The following is a 25,206-nucleotide window of genomic DNA, read 5'->3' as shown; positions in this document are numbered from 1 at the left end:
ATGCATACCTGGTATGCGGCCCGCAACCGCAGGGCTCCCGTCGGTGACCGGCGCCGCGCTCAGGCCGGCCGGCCCGGGAAGGGCACGGTGATCGGGGTCACCCCGGCGGTACGCCGCCAGCGGGTGGCCCGCAGCGCGCAGTCGGTGAGCGCGGCGAGCGCCGTGTTCCGGTCGGCGCCGCCGGTGTGCGGCAGCGCGGCCCGCCAGTGCCCGGCGGTACGCTCCTCGATCTCGACGGCCAGCCGCAACGCGGTCGCCCGGTCGGTCACCGGGTAGGGCAGCGCATAGCCGGCCCGGTCGGCGGGCACCTCCCCGGAGCCCTCGGCGAGTTGGAGGAGCAGCGCGTCCCGGCGGGACCGGTGGGCCGCCTCGGCGGCCCGGGCGGCGGAGCGGGCCGCGTCGGTGAGGTGCACGCCGATCACCCCGTACGCCCAGACCGCCGCGTACTCGGCGGCGAGCGCGTCGGCGAGGGCCCGGGTCGGGTCGCCGGTCGGGTTCATGCTGTTCCGTGTCGGTATGGCCGCACGGCCCTCGCTTCGCTCGGTGCGTTCGCTCATGCTTTGCCGGCTGGGCATGCGCTCACGGCCCTCGCTTCGCTCGGTGCGTTCGCTCATGCCAGCGCCTCCACGTGGGTGGCCCGGGCCGCGGCGATCGAGCCGAGCAGCGCGGCCCGCTCGGCCGGCGCGCCCGCGCAGGCCTTGGCGGCGTTCGTCCGGCCCTGCTGCTCGGCCCGGCGCAGCTGGGCCAGCACGGCGTCGGGCTCGGTGGCCGGCGTGACCGACGAGGCGGCCGCCGGCGTGCCGGACGGCGCGGGCCGGCCGATCGCGCGACGCAACTCGTCGGCGTGCGCCCGGTGCGCGTCGGCGATCGGGGTGAGCCGCCCGGCCAGCGCCGGCGTGGCGCCGGCGGCGGCCCGGTGCTGCGCCTCCAGCGCGAGCGCCTCGGCCACCAACGGCTCCAGCGCGTCCGGCGGCGGTGGCTCGTCGTCACGGTCGAGAAGATCACAACCAGTCAGCGGCACGGCCGCGCCGCCGAGCGCGACGAGCGCTCCGGCGCGCAGCAGACGACGCCGGGAATGCCCCGCTCCGCCCTGGTCGGATGGTGTTCTGCCGGTCCCCACCGGACAAGTCAACACCATCTCCGCCGCCCCGTGGGGCAGGGTCGTCGGTGCGCCGCCGGGTCCGCCGCCCGACCCAGGCGTTACGCTCTGCGCAGCCACCGGGCGCGAACGCCCCGGTGGCGTGCCGGCATGGCGGGTCGACCGCCGGCGCCGGCCCGGGACAACACGGCTCCGACGGACCGTGGCAACAGCAGAGAGGTGCGCGGAATGACGCAGCGTGGCCGTGCCACCCGGCCGTCGGGGCCCGCCGGGCGGCCCCGCCGGTCCGACGGGCCCCGCGGCACGGACCGCAGTGGCGCACCCCGCGGCGATCTCGCCGCCCGCCGGACCCGGCTGCGCGAGGTGATCGAGCCGGTGGTCACCGCCGCCGGCTACGACCTGGAGGACATCTCCGTCTCCCGCGCCGGCCGCCGGCACGTGGTCCGGGTGATCGTGGGCGCCGACGGTGGGATCAGCCTGGACGCCGTCGCGGACGTCTCCCGGGCGGTCTCCGCGGCGTTGGACGCCGCCGAGGAGGCCGGCGGTGACATCGTCGCCGGCGAGTACCAGCTCGAGGTCAGCTCGCCCGGCGTGGACCGTCCGCTCACCCTGCCCCGGCACTGGCGGCGCAACGTCGGCCGGCTGGTCAAGGTCACCGTGCGTGGCGATGCCGGGGACCGACAGCTCACCGGACGGATCACGGCCGCCGACGACGAGCGGGTGACCCTGGAGACCGACGCCGGTCAGGCCGCACACCCCTACCCCGAACTCGGGCCGGGCCGCGTCCAGGTGGAGTTCAACCGCCTGGACGACCTGGCCGACGAGGATCTCGGTGACGACACCGACATCGACGACGACGAAGATCTGGAGGACGAGGAGAGGTGAACATCGACCTCGCGGCGCTGCGCGCCCTGGAGCGCGAGCGGGAGATCCCGTTCGACACGATCCTCGCGGCGATCGAGACCGCGCTGCTGACCGCCTACCGGCACACCGACGGCGCCGAGCCGCACGCCCGGGTGGAGATCGACCGCAAGAGCGGCGCCGCCTCCGTCTACGCCCAGGAGCTGGACGACGACGGCACGGTGGCCCGGGAGTGGGACGACACCCCGCACGACTTCGGCCGGATCGCCGCCATGACGGCCAAGCAGGTGATCCTCCAGCGACTGCGGGAGGCCACCGACGAGGTGCACTTCGGCGAGTACGTCGGCCGCGACGGTGACCTGGTCACCGGCGTGGTGCAGGCCCACGAGACCCGCCGGGAGAAGGGCATCGTCAGCGTCGACCTGGGCAAGCTGGAGGGCGTTCTGCCGCAGTCCGAGCAGGTCCCCGGCGAGCGCTACGAGCACGGCGAGCGGATCCGCTGCGTGGTGGTGCACGTGGCCAAGGGCATGCGCGGCCCGCAGATCACGCTGTCCCGGTCGCACCCCGGGCTGGTGAAGAAGCTCTTCGCGCTGGAGGTGCCGGAGATCGCCGACGGCACGGTGGAGATCGGCGCCATCGCCCGTGAGGCAGGTCACCGCACCAAGATCGCCGTACGCTCCACCGCCTCCGGCGTCAACGCCAAGGGCGCCTGCATCGGCCCGATGGGGCAGCGGGTGCGCGCGGTGATGAGCGAGCTGCACGGTGAGAAGATCGACATCATCGACTGGTCGGACGACCCGGCCACCTTCGTCGGCAACGCGCTCTCGCCGGCCAAGGCCCTGCGGGTCGAGGTGGTCGACCTGGCCAGCCGTGCCGCCCGGGTCACCGTCCCGGATTTCCAGCTCTCGCTCGCGATCGGCCGGGAGGGGCAGAACGCCCGCCTGGCCGCCCGTCTGACCGGTTGGCGGATCGACATCCGCTCCGACGCGGAGCAGTCCGGCGCCGGCGGGCGGGGTGGAACGGACCACGTACCGGAGCCGGGCGGCGCGATCTCGAGCAGCTAGGGGTAGACTTCCTCAGTGGCACGACGCGCGCTGCCGGAGCGCACCTGTGTGGGCTGCCGGAAGCGAGCGCCAGCCAGCGAGTTGTTGCGGGTCGTCGCGATCGGTGACGAGGCTGGTCAGACCAGTCTCCGGCCCGATCCGGCCCGCAGACTGCCGGGTCGGGGAGCGAACATGCACCCCAATCCGGCCTGCTTCACGCAGGCGGTGCGGCGCCGCGCCTTCGGGCGGGCACTGCGCGTCGCCGGGGTCCCCGACCACGGCGCGCTTGCCGAGCACGTCGACGCGCAACCCCCGACGACCGGTCAATCCGACCGGTCGAGGGTCGCTAGCAAGGTAGGACGATCGACATGAGCACACGATGAAGTCGCAGAAATGACCAGGCTTCAAGTGCACGAGTGAGGTCGTTGCGGGTGCTGCCCGCACGACCTCGGAGTGAGGAGTGCAGTGGCAGGAAAGGCCCGCGTACACGAGCTCGCCAAGGAGCTCGGGGTCGAAAGCAAGACCGTTCTCGCCAAGCTCAAGGAGATGGGCGAGTTCGTGAAGTCCGCCTCCAGCACCGTCGAGGCGCCTGTCGCCCGACGGTTGCGGAACGCGTTCGTGGCGTCCGCCGGTTCGCCGGCGCCCGCCGCCCCGCCGACAGCCGCGCCCAGCGGCCCGGCACCGACCCCGACATCCACCCCGACCCCGGGTGCCCCCCGGGTCTCGGCGCGACCGATGCCGCCTCGGCGTCCGTCCGCGCCGACCCCTGGACCGAAGCCCAAGGGCCCGGTCCCCGGCCCGCCGCAGCCGGCGACCCCGGTCGCCAAGCCGGCGAGCGCGCACGACATCGAAGTGGCGGCCGCGGAAGCGCGCGCCGCCGCGCTGAAGGCTGAGCAGGAGGCCGCGGTCAAGGCCGCCCAGGCCGCCCGCCAGCAGCAGCGCGAAACCGTTCGCCGGGAGCCTCCGGCCGAGGGCGGTCCCCGTCCCGGCCCGCGTCCCGGCCCGAACGCCATGCCGGCGCGTCCGGGTTCCCCGGCCGCTCGTCCCGGTGGCCCGGGTCAGGGCCCGGGTGCCCGTCCCGGCGGTCGTCCGCCGGCGCGCGGCGCCGGTAACAACCCGTTCGGTATCCAGGGTGGCCAGCAGCGGCCCCCGGCCGCCGGTGGGGGCGGTCCCCGTCCCAGCCCGGCCGGCATGCCGCCGCGGCCCAGCCCGGCGTCCATGCCGCCGCGGCCCAGTCCGGCGTCCATGCCGAGCCAGCGTCCGACCACGGGTCGCCCCGGCGGCCCCGGTGGCGGTCGTGGCGGTCCCGGTGGCGGCGCGGGTCGTCCCGGTGGTGGCGCCGGCGGTGGCGGTGGCTACCGCGGCGGTCCCGGTGGCGGTGCCGGCGGTGGCGGTGGCTACCGCGGCGGTCCCGGTGGCGGTGCCGGCGGTGGCGGTGGCTACCGCGGCGGTCCCGGCGGTGGCGCCGGCGGTGGCGGTGGCGCTCCCGGCGGTGGTTTCCGTCCGGGTGGCGGCGGCGGTCGTCCCGGTGGCGGCGGTCGTGGCCGTGGCGGCGGCGCCGCGGGTGCCTTCGGGCGTCCGGGTGGTCGGCCGACCCGTGGCCGGAAGTCCAAGAAGCAGCGCAGACAGGAGTTCGACAACCTGTCGGCCCCGACCATGTCCTCGGGTGCTCCCCGCGGTCAGGGTCAGGTCGTCCGGCTGTCCCGTGGCGCCTCGCTGTCGGACTTCGCCGACAGGATCAACGCCAACCCGGGTTCGCTGGTCCAGGAGATGTTCAACCTGGGCGAGATGGTGACGGCGACCCAGTCGTGCTCCGACGAGACCCTGCTGCTGCTGGGTGAGCACCTCGGTTTCGACGTGCAGATCGTCAGCCCGGAGGACGAGGACCGCGAGCTGCTCGCGCAGTTCAACATCGACCTCGACGCCGAGGTCGCGGCGGACCGCCTGGTCAGCCGTGCGCCGGTGGTGACCGTCATGGGTCACGTCGACCACGGTAAGACCAAGCTGCTCGACGCGATCCGTAAGGCGAACGTCGTGGCCGGCGAGGCGGGTGGCATCACCCAGCACATCGGCGCCTACCAGGTCCACGTCCCGCACGAGGGCGAGGACCGCGCGGTGACCTTCATCGACACCCCGGGTCACGAGGCGTTCACCGCCATGCGTGCCCGTGGTGCCCAGGTGACGGACATCGTGATCCTGGTGGTGGCGGCCGACGACGGCGTGATGCCGCAGACCATCGAGGCGCTCAACCACGCCAAGGCGGCGGACGTGCCGATCGTGGTCGCGGTCAACAAGGTCGACAAGCCGGAGGCGAACCCGGACAAGGTCCGCCAGCAGCTGACCGAGTACGGCCTGGTCGCCGAGGAGTACGGCGGCGACACCATGTTCGTCAACGTGGCCGCGAAGCCCGGCATCGGCATCGACGAGCTTCTCGAGGCCGTCCTGCTGACCGCCGACGCGTCGCTGGAGCTGACCGCTCCGATCGACGGGCCGGCTCAGGGTGTGGCCATCGAGGCGCACCTGGACAAGGGCCGTGGTGCGGTGGCGACCGTGCTGGTGCAGAAGGGCACGCTCCGGGCGGGTGACTCCATCGTCGCCGGTGGGGCGCACGGCCGGGTCCGGGCCATGCTGGACGAGAACGGCAAGCCGGTCGACACGGCCGGGCCGGCGCGTCCGGTCATGGTGCTGGGTCTGACCACGGTGCCGGGTGCGGGTGACACCTTCCTGGCCGCCGAGGACGACCGCACCGTGCGGCAGATCGCCGAGCAGCGGCAGGCACGGCGGCGGGCGGCCTCGTTCGCCAACTCCCGCGGCCGGGCCACTCTCGAGACGCTCATGGAGCAGCTCAAGGAGGGCGAGAAGACCTCGCTCAACCTGGTGCTCAAGGGCGACGTCTCCGGTTCCGTGGAGGCGCTCGAGGACGCGCTGTTCAACCTCGACATCCCGGAGGAGGTCCAGCTTCGGATCATCCACCGGGGCGTGGGTGCGATCACCGAGAGCGACGTCATGCTCGCGAGCGCCTCGTCCGAGGCGGTCACGATCATCGGCTTCAACGTGCGGGCCGCCAACAAGGTCCGCGAGATCGCCGACCGCGAGGGCGTGGAGATCCGGTACTACACGGTCATCTACCAGGCCATCGAGGAGATCGACGCCGCGCTCAAGGGTCTGCTCAAGCCGGAGTACGAGGAGGTCGAGCTGGGCACCGCGGAGATCCGCGACGTCTTCCGCTCGTCCAAGATCGGCAACATCTCCGGCTGTATCGTCCGGTCCGGCCTCATCCGCCGCAACGCCAAGGCGCGGCTGCTGCGGGACGGGGCGGTCGTGGCGGACAACCTCACGATCAGCTCCCTGAAGCGGTTCAAGGACGACGCGACCGAGGTTCGCGAAGGCTTCGAGTGTGGTCTGACGCTTGGCGGTTACAACAACGTCCAGGTCGGCGACGTCATCGAGACCTTCGAGATGCGGGAGAAGCCGCGCGCCTGAGCGAGCGGTGTGCACGACCGGTCGACGGCCGGGGCCTTCGGGTCCCGGCCGTCGCCGTTTCCGCAGGCTGCGACAATTTCCGGCGTGATCGGGTACGCACTGCTCCTCGCCCCCTCCGCCAACCGCGTCTACGCCGGCGCGGCCGCCCGGCTGGCCCGCGCCGAACTGGCCGTGTTCGCCGGCTCGGGCGTGTTGGACGTGGCGCCGGCCGACGCCGACGTCACCCGGATCGGCGGGGTGGACTACCTGACCTTCACCGCGCCCGAACCCGGACTCGGCGCCCGGGACCTGGCCTACCTGGCGAACCTGTCGGCGGCGTACGCGCTCTTCGAGCGGGTCGGCGACGATCTGCTCCGGCCGGTGCCGCTGCACCCGTTGGCCCGCTACGACTCGGACCTCGTCACCATCCCCAAGTACGCCGGCAAGACCAACGAGCAGTTCACCCGGCTGCTGCTCAACGTCACGCTGCTCGCCTCGGCCGCCGCGCCGCGGATGCTCGACGGCGGGCTCGTGGTGCTGGACCCGCTCTGCGGCCGGGGCACCACGCTCAACCAGGCGCTCATGTACGGCCACGACGGCATCGGCGTCGAACGCGACAGCCAGGACGTGGAGGCGTACGCGGGGTTCCTGCGTACCTGGCTGCGCCGCAAGCGGCTCAAGCACACCGCGGAGACCACGTCGGTGCGCCGGGACCGCAAGCTGGTCGCCCGCCGCTTCTCTGCGGTGCTCTCGCCGTCCCGGGACGCGCACCGGGCCGGCGTCACCCAGCGGGTCGTCGTGCTGAACACCGACACCACCCGGGCCCGCGAGGTGCTCCGCCCCCGCTGCGCCGACGTGATCGTCACCGACGCCCCGTACGGCGTGGCGCACGGCAGCCGCACCGGTCAGGGCCTGTCCCGCAGCCCGCTGGAACTGCTCACCGTCGCCGTACCGGTGTGGCGTGAGCTGCTGCGCCCGGGCGGCGCGCTGGGGCTGTCCTGGAACACGCACGTGGCGCCGCGCGCCGAGGCGGAGGCGGTGCTGACCGCCGCCGGCCTGCGCGTGGTCGACGGGCCCGGCTGGCGGGACCTCGCCCACCGGGTCGACCAGGCCATCGAGCGGGACGTGCTGGTCGCGGTCGCACCTTAATCGGGTGCCACGGGTTCCGTCCGCCGCGTACCGTTGCTCGCCGTGTATACCGGAACCGCGTTGTTCGACCTGTTGCTCCCGGGCGACTCCCGCTCCCTGAAGGCCAAGCGGTCCTACGTGCGGCCGATCGTCGCCGCGTTGCGCAAGTTCGAGGTCTCGGCCGCCGAGGTCGGCGCGCTGGACCTGCACGGCCGGGCCGAGATCGGGGTGGCCGTGGTGGCCGCCGAACCGGCCCACGTCCGTGAGGTGCTCGACTCCTGCGAACGGATGGTCGCCGCCCGCCCGGAGACCGAGCTGCTCTCGGTGCGCCGCCGCCTGCACGGCGCGGAGGACTGACCCCGTCGGCGCGTCGCGCCGCAGCCCGGCCGCGCCGCGCGAGGCCCGGTGGGGCGCGGGTAATGTTCTCGGACGTTGGGCGGTCGGGCCCGGCGTCGTCCGTCCCCGGCCGGCGGCTTCCCGATCGCGGCGTCAGGCGCCGGGGTCGTAGGAACAGTGATCGTGGAGGTGGGGGACATGTCGGATCCGGCCAAGGTACGCCGGCACGCGGAGCGCGTCCGTGAACTCGTCGCGTCGGTGGTGCGGAGCCAGATCAAGGACCCCCGGCTCGGCATGATCACGATCACCGACGCTCGGATCACCGCCGACCTGCGCGACGCCACCGTCTTCTACACGGTGCTCGGTGACGCGACGGCCCAGGCGAGCACCGCCGCCGCGTTGGAGAGCGCGAAGGGCATGCTGCGCAGCACGGTCGGCAAGGCGCTCGGGCTGCGGCACTCGCCGACGCTGACCTTCGTCCTCGACGACGTGCAGAACCAGGTCAAGCACATCGACGACCTGCTCACCGCCGCCCGCTCCGCCGACGCCGAGGTGCAGCGGCTGGCCGCCAAGGCCGCGTACGCGGGCGACGCCCAGCCGTACCGGGTGGAGGAGGAGGGCGACGAGGACGAGTCGGCCGAGGGTGAGTCGTCGACGGACGACGAGCCGCGGGGCGGCGACCCTCGGTGACCGAGGCCGCCGCACCGCCCGCTGTGGGTGGGCCGTCCGCGACCCGGGCCGGGTCAGCCGCCGCCGGGCGTGACGCGGCGTCGGTGGGCGGCCCCACCGCCGCCGACTGGGCGGCCGCCGTCGCGACGGTACGCGAACTCCGCGCCGACGCGCGGGTGCTGCTCATCTGCCACGTGAACCCGGACGGGGACGCGCTGGGGAGCATGCTCGGCTTCGCGCTGGGCCTGCGCCGGCTCGGCGTACGCGATCTCCAGGCGACCTTCCCCGGACCGGCCGGCGTGCCCGAGCCGTTCCGCTGGCTGCCCGGCGTCGAGCTGCTGGTGCCGCAGGACGACGCGTACCCGGAACCGGACCTGGTGATCTGCTTCGACGCGGCGAGCGAGTCCCGGCTGGGTGACCTGGTCGACCGGCTGGCCACGGCCGGCACGTCGCTGGTGCTGGACCACCACGCCTCGAACACCGGCTTCGGCGCGGTCAACCTGGTGGACCCGCACGCCGCGGCCACCTCCGTGGTGGCGCTGGGGCTGCTGGACCGGCTCGGGGTGACGCTGGACGCGCCGACGGCGACCGGCCTCTACGTGGCGCTGACCACCGACACCGGCTCGTTCCGCTTCGAGGCGACCACGCCGGCCGTGCACGAGATGGCCGCGCGCCTGCTGGCTACCGGCATCCGGCCGGGCGACATCTCCCGGCGGGTCTTCGACACCCGCCCGTTCGGCGCCGTCCGGCTCTTCGGTGAGGTGCTCGGCCGGGCCACGCTCGAACCGGACGCCGCCGCCGGGCACGGCCTGGTCTGGACGTACGCGACCCGCGACGACCTGGCCCGCCACGACCAGCCGGCGTACGTGCTGGAGGCGCTGATCGACTCCGTCCGCTGCACCGCCGAGGCGGACGTGAGCTGTGTGGTCAAGCAGTCCGGGGAGGCCGAGTGGGCGGTCTCGCTGCGCAGCAAGGGCGCGGTGGACGTGAGTCGGGTGGCGGTGGGGCTCGGCGGTGGCGGGCACCGGTTCGCGGCGGGCTTCACCGGACGTGGCCCGATCGACGAGGTGGTCGGAAGCATCCGCGCCGCGCTCCCCTCCGCGGTGCTGACCCCGAGCCCCTGACCGTCCCCGTCACTCCACCCCGCCCGTCTGTCCGGTCCGGGCTACGGCGCGACGCTCGTTCCGGGTCTCCGACTACCTCCGCGCCCGCCACGGCCGCCGCCGACCCGCTCGCGCGGCTTGCTCGGCTCCGCTACGCCGACCTGGCGGTGTCCCCGCACGCCGGACCCCGCCACGTCCCCGACCTGGCGGCACCCGAGCCCGCCGAGCCCGCCACGTTCCAGTGGCCGGTGGGTGGAGCGTGGTGGGTGTTTGCGGAGTTCTGGAGGCACCTGTGGTGTTCCACTCATCGCGTCGGGTGGGTGCGATGTCTGGTTCGGGGGTGGTGGGCGGTACGCTGGCGGCGGAATCGGCCCGGGGTGCGCGGCGTTGTAACCGGGTGAACGACCGAGGAAGGTGAGTGCACCCCCGCGCCGCCGACCCGCGCCCCCCGGGAATGACGGTGGGTGGCCGGTCGTTACACATGGTCCGGCGCCGCGTAGAGGCCCCCGCGCCCCGCGAGCAGCCGGATCCCCCGAAGACTTTCCTGAGCGCCTGACGGTGCCCACACACCCCCCGGTGTGTCGACCCCCGAACGGAGCCCTCTGATGAACACGATCCTGCGTAAGAGCATTCTGGGTGTTGCTGGTCTGGCCTTCACCGGTGGTGTGTTCGCCGGTCCGATCGCCGCGCACGCCGACACCCCCGCCCACGCCACGGCCGGTAAGCCGGTCGCCGCCGCCACGGTGCAGGATGAGCAGTCGACGATCACGCTGAACGACGAGCAGACCGCGAACGTCAAGGCGATCATCGCCGCGACGAAGAAGGCCGGCCTGCCCGAGCGGGCGGCGGTCGTGTCGATCGCCACCGCGCTGCAGGAGTCGAAGCTGGAGAACCTGGGCCACCTCGGCGACCGCAACGACCACGACTCGTTGGGTCTGTTCCAGCAGCGCCCGTCCTCGGGTTGGGGTAGCCCGGAGCAGATCACCGACCCCGAGTACTCCACGCTCGCGTTCCTCAAGGGTCTGAAGCAGGTCGACGGCTGGCAGGACATGCCGCTGACCAAGGCCGCCCAGACCGTGCAGGTGTCGGCCTACCCGGATGCGTACGCGCAGTGGGAGAAGCAGGCCACCGACCTCGTCAACCAGCACTGGACCAAGTAAGCACCACGCCGAAGGCCGGCACCCACGGGGTGCCGGCCTTCAGCGTTTCGCGGCAATCACGAGGCGTGCTGGTCTTCCCGCCTTCCGTCACGCTGGGGACAATCGGGTGATGGATCATCCCCCCGAGCTCATCGTCGAGGCGCCCCGGGTCTGGGACCGGCCGGTCGTCTCCGTACCGGTGCTGATCTGCCTTTCCCTGGTCGGTGGTCAACTGCCGTCGTTCTCGACCGCGGCGAACCTCTACATCCTCGGCACCGGTGGTGGGCTGATCTGGGTCGGCCTGAGCAATCGGGTACCCCGGCGTCCGGCACCGCGCCGACTGCCGTCGGCCGCGCTGTGGTGGCTGCTGCCGGTCACCGTCTTCGGGGTCTTCGAGGGGACGACCTTCGTGCTGTCCGTGGGCGACGACTTTCCCACCTTCTCCCGGCTGGCCGACCCGCTGCTCGAGGATCACCTGGCCCGCTCGGCGGCCTGGTTCGCCTGGCTGGCGGCGTTCTGGGGACTGGTCCGCCGATGATGCGCGCGCTGGCCATCGGCGGGTTCCTGGCCGCCCTGCTGCTGTTCGCGGCCGTCGAGTGGGTCGCACGCCGGGAGGGATCGCGGATCCCGTCGCTGGCCGACGTCTGCGCCTTCGTCATGCGATACGAGGTGGGCCCGGTGCCGGTGGGCCGGATCGGTCTGTTCGGTTTCTGGTGGTGGCTGGGCTGGCACTTTCTCGCCCGCTGAGACACCACCGGAAAAGGGATTGTCCTGTCCGCATCGCGGGAACAGTGGGCAGTATCTGGAAAGTGAACGTTAATTTGGGTGAGGGATCGGCGCTTCGCGGCGCTGGTCACGGGCGGTGGTGCCGCACCCGGCGCTGCCTCCCTCCAGGGTCAGACCGACCCGGGCTCACGCTGCCAGGCGAGCCGCTCCGGTGATCCCGGACCGCTGCCGGGCGCGCAGCAGGCCGACGACTCCGGTCGCGGCGCGACGCTCGTCGCGTCGTCGACCACGAGGCGTCGGGCGCCCGCAGGGCCGCCGTGCCTCGGTGGTCCGCACCCTGGAAGGACATTCCATGCCGAGCAAGCGCAAGCCGCAGACCGAAACCACCACCGACGAGGCGCGCGAGCAGATGCGTCGCGCGCTGCAGACCTCGATGGACACCCGTCAGTGACGCAGGCCGTCCGGCGGTGACGCCGGGGGCGCCGCGACACCGTGATCGCCCCCACCGCCCGCGTCACCGCCGCACCGGTCGCCGGAACCGGCGACCATCGGCCCGGAGTCGGCGTCCCGCCGACCTGAGCCCGCACCCCGGAGTGACGGCGCTGCCGTCACCCGGTGCGCCGCATCCTCGTCGTCGGCAGTTCCGGCGCAGGCAAGAGCACCCTCGCCGGGGAACTGGCCCGGCGACTCGACCCTCCCCTGATCCACCTCGACCGCCACTACCGGCGGCCCGGCCGGGTCGCCCCGACCGGCGACGAGTTCCGCGCCGAGGTGACCGCGCTGGCCGCCCGCCCGGCCTGGGTGATGGACGGCAACCACGCCGGCACCCTCGACCTCCTGAGCTACATCTGGCGCTACCCACGCCGCTCCCGTCCCCGGGTGCTGGCGGCCGTCGCCGGGTACGCGCCAACCCTCCCGGTGTGCCGGCTGCGCGGCCGGCGGGACGTGGCTCACTTCCTGGAGGGGTGGGGTAAGCAGCCCTAGGGGTTGTGGGGCTTACCGGGCGCGTGCCAGGATCGGCGGTGATGAGCAGCACCGCAGCACCCGCCACCGCCGTCTCGCCCCGGCGGATCGCCGCGCTCGCGCTCCCCGCCCTGGTGGTGCTCGCCGCGGAGCCGCTCTACGTTCTCGTCGACACCGCGGTGGTCGGCCACCTGGGCCGGGTGCCGCTCGCCGCGCTCGCCGTCGGCGGCACGGTCATGACGCTCACCGCGTGGATCGGCACCGTCGTGGCGTACGGCACCACGGGGCGCTCGGCCCGCCGGTTCGGTGCGGGCGACCGGGCCGCCGCGGTGGCCGAGGGCGTCCAGGCGTCCTGGCTCGCGCTGACCGCCGGCCTGCTGGTGGCGGTCGCCATGGGAATCGGTGGGGGCGCGCTGGCGCGTACCCTCGCCGGCGGTCCCGGCGAGGTGGCCGACGCGGCCGCCGGATGGCTGCGGATCGCGGCGCTGGGCGCGCCCGGCCTGCTGCTCGCCGCCGCCGGCAACGGCTGGCTGCGGGGGATCCAGGACACCCGCCGGCCGCTGCTGTTCGTGCTCGCCCCCAACCTGCTCTCCGCGCTGCTCTGCCCGTTGCTCGTCTACCCGGCCGGGCTCGGCCTGGTCGGCTCCGCCGTGGCCAACGCGATCGCGCAGACGCTCTCCGGTGGCCTCTTCGCGGCCGCGCTGGTGCGCGAGCGGGTCGCCCTGCGGCCCCGGCCGCGCATGATCGGGCAGCAGTTGGTGCTCGGCCGTGACCTGCTGGTCCGCGGCGTCGCGTTCCAGGCGAGCTTCCTCTCGGCGACCGCCGTCGCGGCCCGCTTCGGCGCCGCCGCGGTCGGGGCGCACCAGATCGCCGTACAACTCTGGTTCTTCACCGCGCTGGTGCTGGACGCCCTCGCGATCGCCGCGCAGGCGCTCGTCGGCGCCGCGCTCGGCGCCGGCGACGCGGCCGGCGCGCGGTTCCTCGCCCGCCGCGTCGCCCTGCTCGGCGGCCTGTGCGGCGTGGCGTTCGCGGTGCTGATCGCCGCCGGCGCCGGCGGAGTGCCGTCGTTGTTCAGCTCCGACCCGCAGGTACGCGAACAGGCCATGGTGGCCTGGCCCTGGCTGGTGGCGCTCCAACCGATCGGCGGCGTGGTGTTCGCGCTCGACGGGGTGCTGATCGGCGCCGGCGACGTGCGCTACCTGCGCAACCTCACCATCGTGGCCGCGTTCGGCGGGTTCCTGCCGGCGATCTGGCTGGCCTACGGTCTCGACCTCGGGCTGGGCGGGATCTGGGCCGGGTTGACGCTGTTCGTGGTGCTGCGGCTGATCGCGTTGCTGCTGCGGCTGCGCTCCGGCGCCTGGGTGGTGGTCGGCGCGGTCCGCTGACGCCGGTCAGCAGGGCTGGTACGAACCGGGGCCGCCCAGCCACGGCTCGACGACGAAGAACCCTTCCCCCAGGCGGGCGCAGTCGACGTTGCTGGTGGACGCCTGCGCGGAGACGAGCCAGAGACCGCGCCTGGCCGCGGGCAGTCCCTTCGACCGGGGGACCTCCCAGACCACCCGGTCGCGGATGGTGGCGATGCCGGCCCGGCCCGGCGTCGTCCGGGGCACGTCGAAGGCGTACATCCAGACGTATTCGGTGGTGATCCTCAGGACCGGCAGCCCGTTCGCGCCGGTGACGGCCCGGTAGCGTGTCTCGCCCCGCACCCGGATCTCGTCCGCGCGGTCCTGCGACCCGATGCGGGTGGCGTAGCGCAGGAACGAGGCGTCGTCGAAGTCGGCGCGCCGCTCGGCACGGGCGGCCGGCGCCAACAACGCGAGGAACGGCTCCGGATCGCCGACGATCATGCTGGTGTCGAGCCGGGCCTGCACCAACGCGGCCCGGACCTGGGACAGGGCCACGGCCACCTCGCGGGCGGTGAACGGAAATTGCGCCGTGGCCCGGGGCAGGGTGATCCCGGCCTCACCGACCGCGAAGTCCGCGCCGAGGGTGCCCGCGTAGAGGTCGCGTGGTTCGCCGACCCGGCTGAGTGGAAGCGGCGACGGGCTGGGGGAGGAGGAGGCGACGGTGGTGCCGGAACGCACCCGGTCGACGGTGATCGTGCCGAGGGTGACCGTGCCGCCGATCAGGGCCAGCGCCAGCACCGCCACCAGGGCGATGTGGCGCTTGCCGCGCTGCCGGTTCCACTCCATCCGGAACCGTTCGCCGCGGGTCAGCGGGGTTGCCGCGTCCTCCCCGGTCATCCAACCCGGCAACCGGACACCGTCGCCGCGGGTGGCGACGGCGTACGGGTCCGGCTCGACCGGCGTGGTCTCGGGTTCGTTCATCGGCGGTCCCGGTGGATGTGGGGGGAGGCGGCAGATGATGATCGCATCCCGGGGCGCCGGTCGTGTCGCCCCTTCGGTCAGACCTGGGGGTGCCGGATCCGCCACAGCAGGTAGGACGCACCCGCGACCAGCAGGGTGGCCGTCACGGCCACCACCACGAAGGACACGATCGCGGAGAGCACCGGGCGCCGTTCACTGAACCGGGTCCGGTCCCGTCGGGCCCAGAGGCGGCGCCGGGCCGCCGCCAGCGCCGGAACGCCGTCGACCAGTTCGGAGACGCGACGGCCGAGCGTGCGTCGGGGCGGTTCCGGATCGCGCATCCAGTCGGGCAGGTCCACCCGGGCGCGGTGCGGTCCGGTCGGCGGATCGGTGGTCATGGCGGGTTCCTGTCGGTCGTGCGGGAAGGGACGGGTCGGCGGCGCGGGTCAGCAGGTGTCCGGCAGGTCGAGGGTCTTGTCCGGGTCGAAGACCGCGTCCGGGTCCGGATCGGCGGGACCGCCGAACGAGGGCTCGCCGAGCGCGAGCAGACCCTTGTCCCAGGCCGCGCAGTCGATGTTGGAGGCGTACGAGTCAGCCTTCTCGATCCAGAGTCCGAGCGAGGCGGGGCGCACGTCGTCCGGGTGGGCCACGCTCCACACCACGGTGTCGTGCACCACCACGACACCGCCGCCCGGCTCGGTGCTCGCGGTGGGGAAGGCGTACGCCCAGACGAAGTTCGTGGTGATCCGCAGGATCCGGATGCCGTCGGGATCCTTGGCGGCCCGGTAGCTGATCCGGCCCTTGACCCGGGGCTGGTCGGCGCCGAGCCGGGCGCCGGGGGCCAGCCGGGTGGCGTAGCTGCCCGCCTCGCCGGCGGGGAAGTCGTCCCGCAGGTCGTCCCGGGCGTCCGGCGCGAACTGGCGGACCAGCCGCTCCGGCTCCTTCGCGGTGAAGAACGCCCGGTCCAGCCGCGCGGTCACCAGCGCCTTGCGCACCTTGGTCAGCGCGTCGGTCACCTGCCTGGCGGTGAACGGGCCGGTGCGCTTGGCCGGTGGCAGCGCGATCCCGGCCGTACCCTCCGGGAACCCGGCGGCCGGGGTGCCGTCGAACGGCCCGGCGGCCGGTGGCGGCGACGCCGAGGTGACGGCCTGCTCGCCGCTCGGCGGGCTGATCGTCGGGTACGCCACCGGGCCCGCACGCCACCGTTGGAAGCCCTGGTAGCCGACCGTGGCGCCCACCCCGGTGCAGGCCAGGAGCAGCACCGCGACGCCGCCGCCGAGCAGCTTGCCCGAGTGTCGCCCGAGGGCGATGCGCAAGCGTTGGAGGCGGGTGAGTTCGGCTTCCGGGGCGGCCTGGCGGAGCCACTCGGGAACCCGCCCCAGGGCGTCCTCGGACAGCGGGTCGGCGGGGTCGGGGGTCGAACGGTGCTCGGTCATCGGGCTTCCGGGGGCGGCGGGACGAGGGCGGCTGATCTTGACACCTCGCTGAGCGGGGCGGTATCCCCCGCAGGGCCGATCACCGCCGTCTGGCAGGCTTGGCGGTCGTGAGCGCAGACGGTCTGATCGTGGTCGACAAGCCCGGTGGCATGACGTCGCACGACGTGGTGGCCCGCGTCCGGCGGCTGGCCCGGACCCGCCGGGTGGGGCACGGCGGCACGCTGGACCCGATGGCCACCGGCGTCCTGGTGATCGGCGTCGGGCGGGCGACCCGGCTGCTCACCTACGTGATCGGGGCCGGCAAGAGCTACGCCGCCACGATCCGGCTGGGCCAGGCCACGGTCACCGACGACGCCGAGGGCGACGTGATCGCGAGCACCCCGGCCGGCGCGGTCACCGACGACGCGGTGCGGGCCGCGCTGGCCGCGCTCACCGGCGAGATCGACCAGGTGCCCAGCGCGGTCAGCGCCATCAAGATCAACGGGGAGCGGGCGTACAAGCGGGTCCGCGACGGGGAGGCGGTCGAGCTGCCGGCCCGCCGGGTCACCGTGTCCCGGCTGGACGTGCGGGAGATCCGCCGGGACACCCCCGACGTGGTGGACGTGGACGTGGACGTGACCTGCTCGTCCGGCACGTACATCCGGGCGATCGCCCGGGACGCGGGCCTGGCGCTCGGGGTCGGCGGCCACCTCACCGCGCTGCGACGCACCGCGGTCGGCGGCTTCGACCTGGCCGAGGCGGCCACCCTGGCGCAGCTCGAGGAGCGCGCGCCGGAGGTGGTGAACCTGCCGCTGGACGCCGCCGCCGAGCGGTTCTTCCCGCGCCGGGACGCGACCGTGGCGGAGGCGCGGACGCTGTCCCACGGGGGGCCGCTGGCCCCGGCCGGGCTCGCCGGCCCGTACGCGGTCTTCGACCCGGCGGGCGGGTTGATCGCTATCGTCAGCGAGCGGGACGGGCGGGCCCGCGCGGAGATCGTCCTGGCCCCGGCCTGACGGCGCACGGGCGGACAGGGGAGGAACGGCATGCAGCGGTGGCGGGGGTACGAGGCGGCGCCCGGCGGCTGGGGACGCTCGGTGGTCACCATCGGCGTCTTCGACGGGGTGCACCAGGGGCACCAGGCCACCATCGGCCACGCCGTGGCGCGTGCCCGCGAGCTGGGCGTCAAGTCGGTGGTGGTGACGTTCGACCCGCACCCGGCCGAGGTGGTGCGCCCCGGCTCGCACCCGGCGGTGCTCACCGAGCCGGCCCGCAAGGCGGAGCTGATCGAGGCGCTCGGCGTGGACGTGCTCTGCGTGGTGCCGTTCACCGTCGAGTTCTCCCGGCTGCCGGCCGAGGCGTTCGTGCACGACATCCTGGTCGAGCACCTGCACGCCGCGCTGGTGGTGGTCGGCGACAACTTCCGGTTCGGGCACCGGGCGGCCGGCGACGTGGCCCTGCTGGAGCGGCTCGGCCGCACCTTCGGCTTCGGCGTCGAGGGGGCGCCGCTGGTCGCCGAGGCGGGCACGGTCTTCTCCTCCACGTACATCCGCTCCTGCGTCGACGCCGGCGACGTGCGCGCGGCGGCGGCCGCGCTGGGCCGCCCGCACCGGGTCGAGGGCGTGGTGGTCCGCGGTGACCAGCGCGGACGTGAGCTGGGTTACCCCACCGCCAACCTGCTGACCCACCGGTACGCGGCGGTGCCCGCCGACGGGGTGTACGCGGCCCGCCTGGTGCGCCGCGGCGGCGACCCGCTCGCGGCGGCGGTCTCGATCGGCACGAACCCGACCTTCTCCGGCCGGGAGCGCCGGGTGGAGGCGTACGCGCTGGACTTCAGTGGCGACCTGTACGGCGAGCGGCTGGCCCTGGACTTCGTGGCGCACCTGCGCGAGCAACGGACGTACGACGCGATCGAGCCGCTCGTGGCCCAGATCGCCGAGGACGTGGAGCGCACCCGCCACGCGGTGTCCTGACCCGCGTGGCGACCTTGACCGGCCGACCCGGGTCGGGGCTGGTAGGCTGACGAAGACGTCGGCTGACCGACGGGGGCCTCGCGTGCCTGCACGACGCCGCGGGTGCGAGGAACCGGTCCGTCGCGCCGGTCACCACGACCGCTCCGACAGACCTCATCGAACCACCCACGAAACAGGGAGAACATGGCGCTCGACCAGGAAGCCAAGGCCAAGATCCGCCAGGAGTACGCGACCGCCGAGGGCGACACCGGTTCGCCGGAGGTGCAGGTCGCGGTCCTGACCAAGCGGATCGCGGAGCTGACCGAGCACCTGAAGGTGCACAAGCACGACCACCACAGCCGCCGTGGGCTGCTGCTGCTGGTCGGCCGGCGCCGTCGGCTGCTCAACTACGTCCAGAAGAAGGACATCAGCCGCTACCGGTCGCTCATCGAGCGGCTCGGCCTGCGCCGATGACCTGGCGGGGGAGTGGCCGCGCGGTCGCTCCCCCGTTCCGGTACCACCGAAAGAACCCCGGCCGCGCGACGACCCGAGAGGGAGCCGGTCAGCACCGGTCTCCGGTAGTGGCCCCCGGGAATCCCGGCAGATGCCGGCCCCCCGGGCGCTTCGATCGAAGACCGGCCGCCTGAGCAGTTCCCGTGTCGTCGGCCGACGACGCGAAGGAGCACCACAGCACATGACCGAGACCAACCTCGGCACCGAATCCCGCACCGCCGTGATCGACAACGGGTCCTTCGGCACCCGTGAGATCACCTTCTCCACCGGCCGGCTGGCCCGGCAGGCCGCCGGCTCCGTCGTCGCCCAGCTCGGCGAGACGGTCGTCCTCTCCGCCACCACCGCCGGCAAGCAGCCGCGCGAGTCGTTCGACTTCTTCCCGCTGACGGTCGACGTCGAGGAGCGGATGTACGCCGCGGGCCGGATCCCCGGCTCGTTCTTCCGCCGCGAGGGCCGGCCCAGCGAGGACGCCATCCTCACCTGCCGGCTGATCGACCGGCCGCTGCGCCCGTCCTTCGTCAAGGGCCTGCGCAACGAGGTCCAGGTCGTCGAGACCATCCTCGCGCTCGACCCGCAGCACCCGTACGACGTGGTGGCCATCAACGCCGCCTCGATGTCGACCAAGCTCTCCGGCCTGCCGTTCTCCGGCCCGATCGGGGCGACCCGGGTCGCGCACGTGGACGGCCAGTGGGTCGCCTTCCCGACCCTGGAGGAGCTGGCCCGTGCCACCTTCGACATGGTCGTGGCCGGCCGCACCCTGGCCGACGGCGAGGTCGCGATCATGATGGTCGAGGCCGAGGCCACCCCGAACGCGGTGTCCCTGATCTCGGACGGTGCCACCGCGCCGACCGAGGAGATCGTCGCCAGCGGCCTGGAGGCCGCCAAGCCGGCCATCCGTGAGCTGTGCCGGGCGCAGAGCGAGCTGGCCGAGGTCGCCGCCAAGCCGGTCGCCGAGTTCCCGATCTTCCTGGACTACCAGGACGACGTGTACGACGCGGTGGCCGACGTGGCCCGCGCCGAGGTCACCGAGGCCCTGAAGATCGCCGGCAAGGCCGACCGGGAGGAGGCCCTGGACCGGATCAAGGCCAAGGTCGCCGAGGAGCTGACCGGCCGGTTCGAGGGCCGCGAGAAGGAGCTCTCCGCCGCCTTCCGCTCGCTGAGCAAGTCCGAGGTCCGCAACCGGGTGCTGCGCGAGCAGGTCCGGATGGACGGCCGCGGCCCGCGCGACATCCGCCCGCTGACCGCCGAGGTCGGCGTGCTGCCGCGGGTGCACGGCTCGGCGCTGTTCGAGCGCGGCGAGACCCAGATCCTGGGCGTCACCACGCTGAACATGCTGCGCATGGAGCAGATGGTGGACACGCTGTCGCCGGAGAACCGCAAGCGCTACATGCACAACTACAACTTCCCGCCGTACTCCACCGGTGAGACCGGCCGGGTCGGCTCGCCGAAGCGGCGCGAGATCGGTCACGGCGCGCTGGCCGAGCGGGCGCTGATCCCGGTGCTGCCGTCGCGCGAGGAGTTCCCGTACGCCATCCGGCAGGTCTCCGAGGCGCTCGGCTCCAACGGCTCCACCTCGATGGGCTCGGTCTGCGCCTCCACGCTGGGCCTGCTCTCGGCCGGTGTGCCGCTGAAGGCGCCGGTCGCCGGCATCGCCATGGGCCTCATCTCCGACGAGGTCGACGGCAAGACCCAGTACGTGACGCTTACCGACATCCTCGGTGCCGAGGACGCGTTCGGCGACATGGACTTCAAGGTCGCCGGCACGCGTGACTTCGTCACCGCGCTCCAGCTCGACACCAAGCTCGACGGCATCCCGTCGGACGTGCTGGCCGCCGCGCTGCAGCAGGCGCACGAGGCCCGGCAGACGATCCTCGACGTGATGCAGCGGGCCATCGAGGCGCCGGCCGAGATGTCGGACTACGCGCCGCGGGTCACCACCGTCAAGATCCCGGTCGACAAGATCGGCATGGTGATCGGCCCGAAGGGCCAGACCATCAACGCCATCCAGGACGAGACCGGCGCCGAGATCTCCATCGAGGACGACGGCACCATCTACGTCGGCGCGACCAACGGCCCGTCGGCCCAGGCCGCGGTGGACCGGATCAACGGCATCGCCAACCCGACCCTGCCGAAGACGGGCGAGCGGTTCCTCGGCACCGTGGTGAAGACGGCCGCGTTCGGCGCCTTCATCTCGCTCCTGCCCGGCCGCGACGGCCTGCTGCACATCTCCAAGGTGGGCGACGGCAAGCGGGTCGACAAGGTCGAGGACTTCCTCAACGTCGGCGACAAGGTCGAGGTCGAGATCGCGGACATCGACGCCCGCGGCAAGATCTACCTGGACAAGATCCGGCCGGAGGGCGCCGAGGCGCCGGCCGCCGGTGAGGCCGCCGGCGGCGACCGTCCGGCCGGCCGGGACCGCGGCGGCGACCGTGGCCCGCGCGACCGCGGTGACCGCGGTGAGCGCGGCGGTGACCGCGGTGAGCGCGGCGGTGACCGCGAGGGCGGCGACCGCCGCCCGGAGGGTGGCGAGGGCGGCGACCGCCCGCGTCGCCGCACCCGGCACAGCTGATCACCGACCGGCCCGGGCGACGTACGCGTCGCCCGGGCCGGCCCACGGCTCCAGGTCGCACGGCGGGCTGGAGCCGTCGTTCGTCCCACCCACCCTTCGTGGCACGGAGAGCAGGTCTGTCGTGAGTTCGTCTTCCCCGGCGGCACGGGCGGTCACCCGCACCCTCAGCGACGACCCGCTCGGCGGCACGGTCCGCCGCACCGTGCTCCCCAGCGGGCTGCGGGTCCTCACCGAGGCGATCCCGGCGATGCGCAGCGTCTCGTTCGGCATCTGGGTGGCGGTCGGCTCCCGCGACGAGACCGGGCCGCAGGCCGGGGCCGCGCACTTCCTGGAGCACCTGCTCTTCAAGGGCACCAAGAAGCGCAGCGCGCTGGAGATCTCGGCCGAGATCGAGGCGGTGGGCGGCGAGACCAACGCGTTCACCACCAAGGAATACACCTGCTACTACGCGCGGGTGCTCGACGAGGACCTGCCGCTGGCCATCGACGTGATGTGCGACGCGGTCGCCGACTCGGTGCTGGCCGCCGCCGACGTGGAGACCGAGCGCGGCGTCATCCTCGAAGAGATCGCCATGCACGACGACGAGCCCGGCGACGAGGTGCACGACCTCTTCGCCCGCGCGGTCTACGGCGACCACCCGCTGGGCCGGCTGATCTCCGGCACCGAGGAGACGGTCACGCCGATGACCCGGCGGCAGATCCAGAGCTTCTACCGCAGCCGATACACCGCGCCGCAGATCGTGATCGCCGCCGCCGGCAACCTCGACCACGCCGCCGTGGTCAAGCTGGTCCGGCAGGCGCTGCGGGACACCCCGCTGGACACCGACCCGGCCGCGCCGGCGCCGCACCGCGCGACGACCCCGGCGGTACGCACGAAGCCGGCCACCACCCTGGTCGAACCGAAGGAGACCGAGCAGGCGCACGTCCTGCTCGGCTGCCCGGCCATCGACCGCACCGACGACCGGCGCTTCGCCCTGGGCGTGCTCAACAACGTGCTCGGCGGCGGCATGTCCAGCCGGCTGTTCCAGGAGATCCGGGAGCAGCGCGGGCTCGCCTACTCGGTCTACTCCTACGCCAGCCAGTACGCCGACAGCGGCGTGTTCGCCGTCTACGCCGGCTGCGCGCCCGGCAAGGTGGACGAGGTGCTCGACCTGACCCGCGCCGAGTTGGCCCGGGTGGCGACCGAGGGCGTCACGGAGGCCGAACTGGCCCGGGGCAAGGGGATGAGCAAGGGCTCCTTCGTGCTGGGGTTGGAGGACACCGGGTCGCGGATGAGCCGGCTGGCCAAGGGCGAGCTGCTCTACGGCAACCTGATGCCGGTGGACGAACTGCTGGCCCGGGTGGACGCGGTGACCCTGACCGACGTGAACGACCTGGCGGCCGAGCTGCTCGGCCGGCCGATGTCGCTGGCCGTGGTCGGCCCGTTCGACGAGTCCGCCTTCACGGTCGGCCGCTGACCCGGCCGTCCGGTGCTTCGGACCACCCGGTGCGGCGCGTCCCGATTGGGATAGGTTGTGCCCCGTGACTGACGTGCGGGAGAAGGGCCCGGCCGACGCGGCCCGGGTCGGCGTGCTGGGTGCCCGGGGCCGGATGGGCATGGAGGTCTGCAAGGCGGTCGGCGGCGCGCCCGACCTGGACCTGGTCGCGGCCGTGGACCAGGGCGACGACCTGGACGCGGTCGCCGGCGCCGGCGTGGTCGTCGACTTCACCACCCCCGACGCGGTGATGGACAACCTGCGCTGGTGCGTCGAGCGGGGCATCCACGCCGTGGTGGGCACCACCGGCTTCACCGAGCAGCGGCTGGACCAGGTGCGCGACTGGCTGGCCGACCGGCCCGGGGTGGGCGTGGTGATCGCGCCCAACTTCGGCATCGGCGCGGTGCTGATGATGCAGTTCGCGGCCCGTGCGGCGCGGCACTTCGAGTCCGTCGAGATCATCGAGCAGCACCACCCGCGCAAGCTGGACGCGCCCAGCGGCACCGCCACCCACACCGCCCGGCTGATCGCGGCGGCCCGGGCCGAGGCCGGCCTCGGTCCCGCGCCGGACGCCACCCGCGACGAGGTGGCCGGCGCCCGCGGCGCCGACATCGACGGGGTACGCGTGCACGCGGTCCGCGCCACCGGCCTGGTCGCCCACCAGGAGGTGCTGTTCGGCACCACCGGCGAGACGCTGACCATCCGGCACGACTCGTACGACCGGGCGTCGTTCATGCCCGGCGTGCTGCTGGCGGTGCGCGAGGTCGGCCGCCGGCCGGGTCTCACGGTCGGCCTGGACGCCCTGCTCGACTGACACTCCCGCACCTGCCGCGGTCGGCGGTCCGCAGGTGCGCAACGGCGATCAAGCGGTTCCGTCCATGCCGGGTGCAGGCTGAGCGCATGAACCGGAACGACGGACTCACCGGCCTCCTCGACGTACTCCAGGTCGCGCTCGACGATCCGGCGGCGAGCCCGGCGGGTCTGGCCTCCCGGGCCCACCTGTCCCGGTTCCATTTCGACCGGCTGGTCGCCGCGGCCACCGGGGAACCGCCGGGCGCGCTGCGCCGGCGGTTGCTCCTGGAGCGCGCGGCGCACCGGCTCGTCACCAGCGACCGGACCGTCCTCGACATCGCCGTCGAGGCCGGATACGGCTCGCACGAGGCGTTCACCCGCGCCTTCCAGCGGTCGTACGGCTTCACCCCGACCGCGGTCCGGCGGCGCCGGCCGCTGACCTTCCACGAGCTGGAGCTGCCCTGCCCCAGCGGCGTCCACTTCCAACCGCCCGGTGGCCTGCGGCTGCCGGCCGCCCGTCAGGAGACCACGATGAACGTTCTCCAACACCTGGTCGACCACCACGTCGAGACTCTCACCGCGATCATCGACCGCGCCGGTGGCCTCGACGAGCGGGTGCTCGACCAGCCCGTCACCGTGTCCGTGGAGACGATCGACGAGGAGCCGACGCTCCGCTCGCTGATCAACGCCATGGTCACGCAGGAGGAGCACTGGCTGTCCGCCCTGCGCGGTGGCGAGTGGCCCGACGAGAGCGACCGGTCGGTGACCGGTCTCGCCGCTCGGCACGCGGTGGCCGGGCGCGACTGGCGGGCGTTCGTGGCCCGGACGCTGGCCGCCGGCACCCTGGCGGACACCTTCGTCGACACCACCTGCGCGCCCCCGACCACGCACACGCTCGGCGGCACCATCGGCCACGTGATCACCTTCGCCGCCGTGCGCCGAACCCTGGCGATCGGCGCCCTGCGCAGCGCCGGTGTCACCGACCTCGGCGCCGGCGACCCGCGCCCGTACCTCGACTCAGCCGCGCGCACCCCGGCCGGCTGACCGCTCCGGCCGGACCCTAGGCTGACCATATGATCAACTCTGGAGAGCGTGACCGCCTCGGCCGCCGGGTGACCCTGCGGCCGGTGGACGACGGCAACTGGCGGCCGGTGGCCGACGTGGCGCCGCGTGACGACCAGCGTGCCTTCGTGGCGGCGCTGGCCGCCCGCTACCTGCTGCTGACCGCGCACTCGGAGGTGTGGAACTCGCTGGCCGTGTACGCCGAGGAGACCGTGGTGGGGCACGTCATGTGGGGCGTGGACGACGACGGTTCGCGCTGGATCGGCGGCATGGTGATCGACGCCGCCGAGCAGGGTCGGGGTCTGGGCCGGGCCACCGTGCGCACGCTGGCCGGCTGGCTGGCGGAGGCGGCCCGCCCGATCCGGCTGAGCTACCACCCCGACAACACCGCGGCCGCCGCCCTGTACACCTCACTCGGCTTCCACCCGACAGGCGCCACCGAGGACGACGAACTGGTCGCCGAACTCCACCCCTCCTGACCCACCCCACCCCACCCGCACGGTGATCAAGGAGTTTGCGTCGGCCCCGGGCCGCCCGGACGACGCAAACTCCTTGATCGACCGCCTTGGTCCGCGCGCGGGTCCGGGCGCGGGAGCC

Annotated in this window: 26 protein-coding genes; 21 read left to right on the top strand and 5 right to left on the bottom strand. The window is 73.7% G+C overall.

What is annotated here, in order from left to right; all coding sequences use genetic code 11:
- Nucleotides 1-59: 59 nt before the first annotated feature.
- A complete protein-coding gene (locus ACGFI2_RS00445) occupies nucleotides 60-500 on the bottom strand; it encodes a ferritin-like domain-containing protein (RefSeq protein WP_393508293.1) in 441 nt (146 codons plus the stop codon).
- A 110-nt stretch (nucleotides 501-610) separates the two neighbouring features.
- Nucleotides 611-1,063, bottom strand: a complete 453-nt coding sequence (locus tag ACGFI2_RS00440; RefSeq protein ID WP_393510015.1) for a hypothetical protein — start codon at nucleotides 1,061-1,063, stop codon at nucleotides 611-613.
- Nucleotides 1,064-1,327: 264 nt separating this feature from the next.
- Between ACGFI2_RS00440 and rimP the strand changes: the two genes are divergently transcribed.
- From rimP to ACGFI2_RS00375, 13 genes are all read left to right on the top strand, one after another.
- Nucleotides 1,328-1,984: a ribosome maturation factor RimP gene (gene rimP / locus ACGFI2_RS00435; protein WP_393508291.1), complete on the top strand. Its 657-nt coding sequence runs from the start codon at nucleotides 1,328-1,330 to the stop codon at nucleotides 1,982-1,984.
- Nucleotides 1,981-3,024 carry a transcription termination factor NusA gene (gene nusA, locus ACGFI2_RS00430; RefSeq protein ID WP_393508288.1) on the top strand — a complete coding sequence of 348 codons (1,044 nt, stop codon included), beginning with the start codon at nucleotides 1,981-1,983 and terminating at the stop codon, nucleotides 3,022-3,024. Before rimP ends, nusA begins: the two co-directional genes overlap by 4 nt.
- Before the next feature lie 15 nt (nucleotides 3,025-3,039).
- Entirely contained in the window at nucleotides 3,040-3,375 is a 336-nt protein-coding gene (locus ACGFI2_RS00425) for a YlxR family protein (protein WP_393508285.1), read from the top strand.
- Nucleotides 3,376-3,468: 93 nt separating this feature from the next.
- The gene (gene infB, locus ACGFI2_RS00420) at nucleotides 3,469-6,486 is read left to right on the top strand and encodes a translation initiation factor IF-2 (protein WP_393508282.1); all 3,018 of its coding nucleotides are present in this window, start codon (nucleotides 3,469-3,471) and stop codon (nucleotides 6,484-6,486) included.
- A gap of 84 nt (nucleotides 6,487-6,570) precedes the next feature.
- Entirely contained in the window at nucleotides 6,571-7,614 is a 1,044-nt protein-coding gene (locus ACGFI2_RS00415; RefSeq protein ID WP_393508279.1) for a TRM11 family SAM-dependent methyltransferase, read from the top strand.
- Between the two features lie 42 nt (nucleotides 7,615-7,656).
- Nucleotides 7,657-7,950, top strand: a complete 294-nt coding sequence (locus ACGFI2_RS00410) for a DUF503 domain-containing protein (protein WP_393508276.1) — start codon at nucleotides 7,657-7,659, stop codon at nucleotides 7,948-7,950.
- Between the two features lie 177 nt (nucleotides 7,951-8,127).
- A complete protein-coding gene (rbfA, locus tag ACGFI2_RS00405) occupies nucleotides 8,128-8,619 on the top strand; it encodes a 30S ribosome-binding factor RbfA (protein WP_393508273.1) in 492 nt (163 codons plus the stop codon).
- Nucleotides 8,620-8,702: 83 nt separating this feature from the next.
- Nucleotides 8,703-9,722, top strand: a complete 1,020-nt coding sequence (locus ACGFI2_RS00400) for a bifunctional oligoribonuclease/PAP phosphatase NrnA (protein ID WP_393508270.1) — start codon at nucleotides 8,703-8,705, stop codon at nucleotides 9,720-9,722.
- A 584-nt stretch (nucleotides 9,723-10,306) separates the two neighbouring features.
- Nucleotides 10,307-10,861: a hypothetical protein gene (locus tag ACGFI2_RS00395; RefSeq protein ID WP_393508268.1), complete on the top strand. Its 555-nt coding sequence runs from the start codon at nucleotides 10,307-10,309 to the stop codon at nucleotides 10,859-10,861.
- Nucleotides 10,862-10,970: 109 nt separating this feature from the next.
- Entirely contained in the window at nucleotides 10,971-11,378 is a 408-nt protein-coding gene (locus ACGFI2_RS00390; RefSeq protein ID WP_393508265.1) for a hypothetical protein, read from the top strand.
- Nucleotides 11,378-11,587 (top strand): DUF6186 family protein, encoded by a 210-nt coding sequence (locus ACGFI2_RS00385; protein WP_393510013.1) that lies wholly within the window; start codon nucleotides 11,378-11,380, stop codon nucleotides 11,585-11,587. The genes ACGFI2_RS00390 and ACGFI2_RS00385 overlap by 1 nt, the downstream gene beginning before the upstream one ends.
- 594 nt (nucleotides 11,588-12,181) lie before the next feature.
- The gene (locus tag ACGFI2_RS00380) at nucleotides 12,182-12,550 is read left to right on the top strand and encodes an adenylate kinase (RefSeq protein ID WP_393508263.1); all 369 of its coding nucleotides are present in this window, start codon (nucleotides 12,182-12,184) and stop codon (nucleotides 12,548-12,550) included.
- A gap of 41 nt (nucleotides 12,551-12,591) precedes the next feature.
- A complete protein-coding gene (locus ACGFI2_RS00375) occupies nucleotides 12,592-13,914 on the top strand; it encodes an MATE family efflux transporter (protein WP_393508260.1) in 1,323 nt (440 codons plus the stop codon).
- 6 nt (nucleotides 13,915-13,920) lie between these two features.
- Here the strand turns inward: ACGFI2_RS00375 and ACGFI2_RS00370 are convergent, their stop codons facing one another.
- The 3 genes from ACGFI2_RS00370 to ACGFI2_RS00360 form a co-directional block, all read right to left on the bottom strand.
- Entirely contained in the window at nucleotides 13,921-14,856 is a 936-nt protein-coding gene (locus ACGFI2_RS00370) for a hypothetical protein (protein WP_393508257.1), read from the bottom strand.
- A gap of 77 nt (nucleotides 14,857-14,933) precedes the next feature.
- Nucleotides 14,934-15,233 carry a hypothetical protein gene (locus ACGFI2_RS00365; protein WP_393508254.1) on the bottom strand — a complete coding sequence of 100 codons (300 nt, stop codon included), beginning with the start codon at nucleotides 15,231-15,233 and terminating at the stop codon, nucleotides 14,934-14,936.
- A 48-nt stretch (nucleotides 15,234-15,281) separates the two neighbouring features.
- A complete protein-coding gene (locus tag ACGFI2_RS00360; RefSeq protein WP_393508251.1) occupies nucleotides 15,282-16,271 on the bottom strand; it encodes a hypothetical protein in 990 nt (329 codons plus the stop codon).
- Nucleotides 16,272-16,378: 107 nt separating this feature from the next.
- Between ACGFI2_RS00360 and truB the strand changes: the two genes are divergently transcribed.
- The 8 genes from truB (at nucleotide 16,379) to ACGFI2_RS00320 (ending at nucleotide 25,088) form a co-directional block, all read left to right on the top strand.
- Nucleotides 16,379-17,263: a tRNA pseudouridine(55) synthase TruB gene (gene truB / locus ACGFI2_RS00355; RefSeq protein ID WP_393508248.1), complete on the top strand. Its 885-nt coding sequence runs from the start codon at nucleotides 16,379-16,381 to the stop codon at nucleotides 17,261-17,263.
- Nucleotides 17,264-17,293: 30 nt separating this feature from the next.
- Nucleotides 17,294-18,220 (top strand): bifunctional riboflavin kinase/FAD synthetase, encoded by a 927-nt coding sequence (locus tag ACGFI2_RS00350; RefSeq protein WP_393508245.1) that lies wholly within the window; start codon nucleotides 17,294-17,296, stop codon nucleotides 18,218-18,220.
- A gap of 183 nt (nucleotides 18,221-18,403) precedes the next feature.
- Nucleotides 18,404-18,673, top strand: coding sequence for a 30S ribosomal protein S15 (gene rpsO / locus ACGFI2_RS00345; protein WP_184683203.1), 270 nt, complete (start codon nucleotides 18,404-18,406; stop codon nucleotides 18,671-18,673).
- Nucleotides 18,674-18,893: 220 nt separating this feature from the next.
- Nucleotides 18,894-21,281, top strand: a complete 2,388-nt coding sequence (locus ACGFI2_RS00340; protein ID WP_393508241.1) for a polyribonucleotide nucleotidyltransferase — start codon at nucleotides 18,894-18,896, stop codon at nucleotides 21,279-21,281.
- Nucleotides 21,282-21,402: 121 nt separating this feature from the next.
- Nucleotides 21,403-22,737, top strand: coding sequence for a M16 family metallopeptidase (locus ACGFI2_RS00335; RefSeq protein WP_393508238.1), 1,335 nt, complete (start codon nucleotides 21,403-21,405; stop codon nucleotides 22,735-22,737).
- 64 nt (nucleotides 22,738-22,801) lie between these two features.
- Nucleotides 22,802-23,569 carry a 4-hydroxy-tetrahydrodipicolinate reductase gene (gene dapB / locus ACGFI2_RS00330; protein WP_393508235.1) on the top strand — a complete coding sequence of 256 codons (768 nt, stop codon included), beginning with the start codon at nucleotides 22,802-22,804 and terminating at the stop codon, nucleotides 23,567-23,569.
- Nucleotides 23,570-23,655: 86 nt separating this feature from the next.
- Nucleotides 23,656-24,591 (top strand): helix-turn-helix domain-containing protein, encoded by a 936-nt coding sequence (locus tag ACGFI2_RS00325; protein ID WP_393508232.1) that lies wholly within the window; start codon nucleotides 23,656-23,658, stop codon nucleotides 24,589-24,591.
- Nucleotides 24,592-24,620: 29 nt separating this feature from the next.
- Nucleotides 24,621-25,088, top strand: coding sequence for a GNAT family N-acetyltransferase (locus ACGFI2_RS00320; protein WP_393508229.1), 468 nt, complete (start codon nucleotides 24,621-24,623; stop codon nucleotides 25,086-25,088).
- The last annotated feature ends 118 nt before the right edge of the window (nucleotides 25,089-25,206 follow it).

It is taken from the genome of Micromonospora sp. NPDC049282, assembly GCF_043197045.1.
GTDB lineage: Bacteria > Actinomycetota > Actinomycetes > Mycobacteriales > Micromonosporaceae > Micromonospora.
This window is presented reverse-complemented; position numbering and strand designations above follow the sequence as displayed.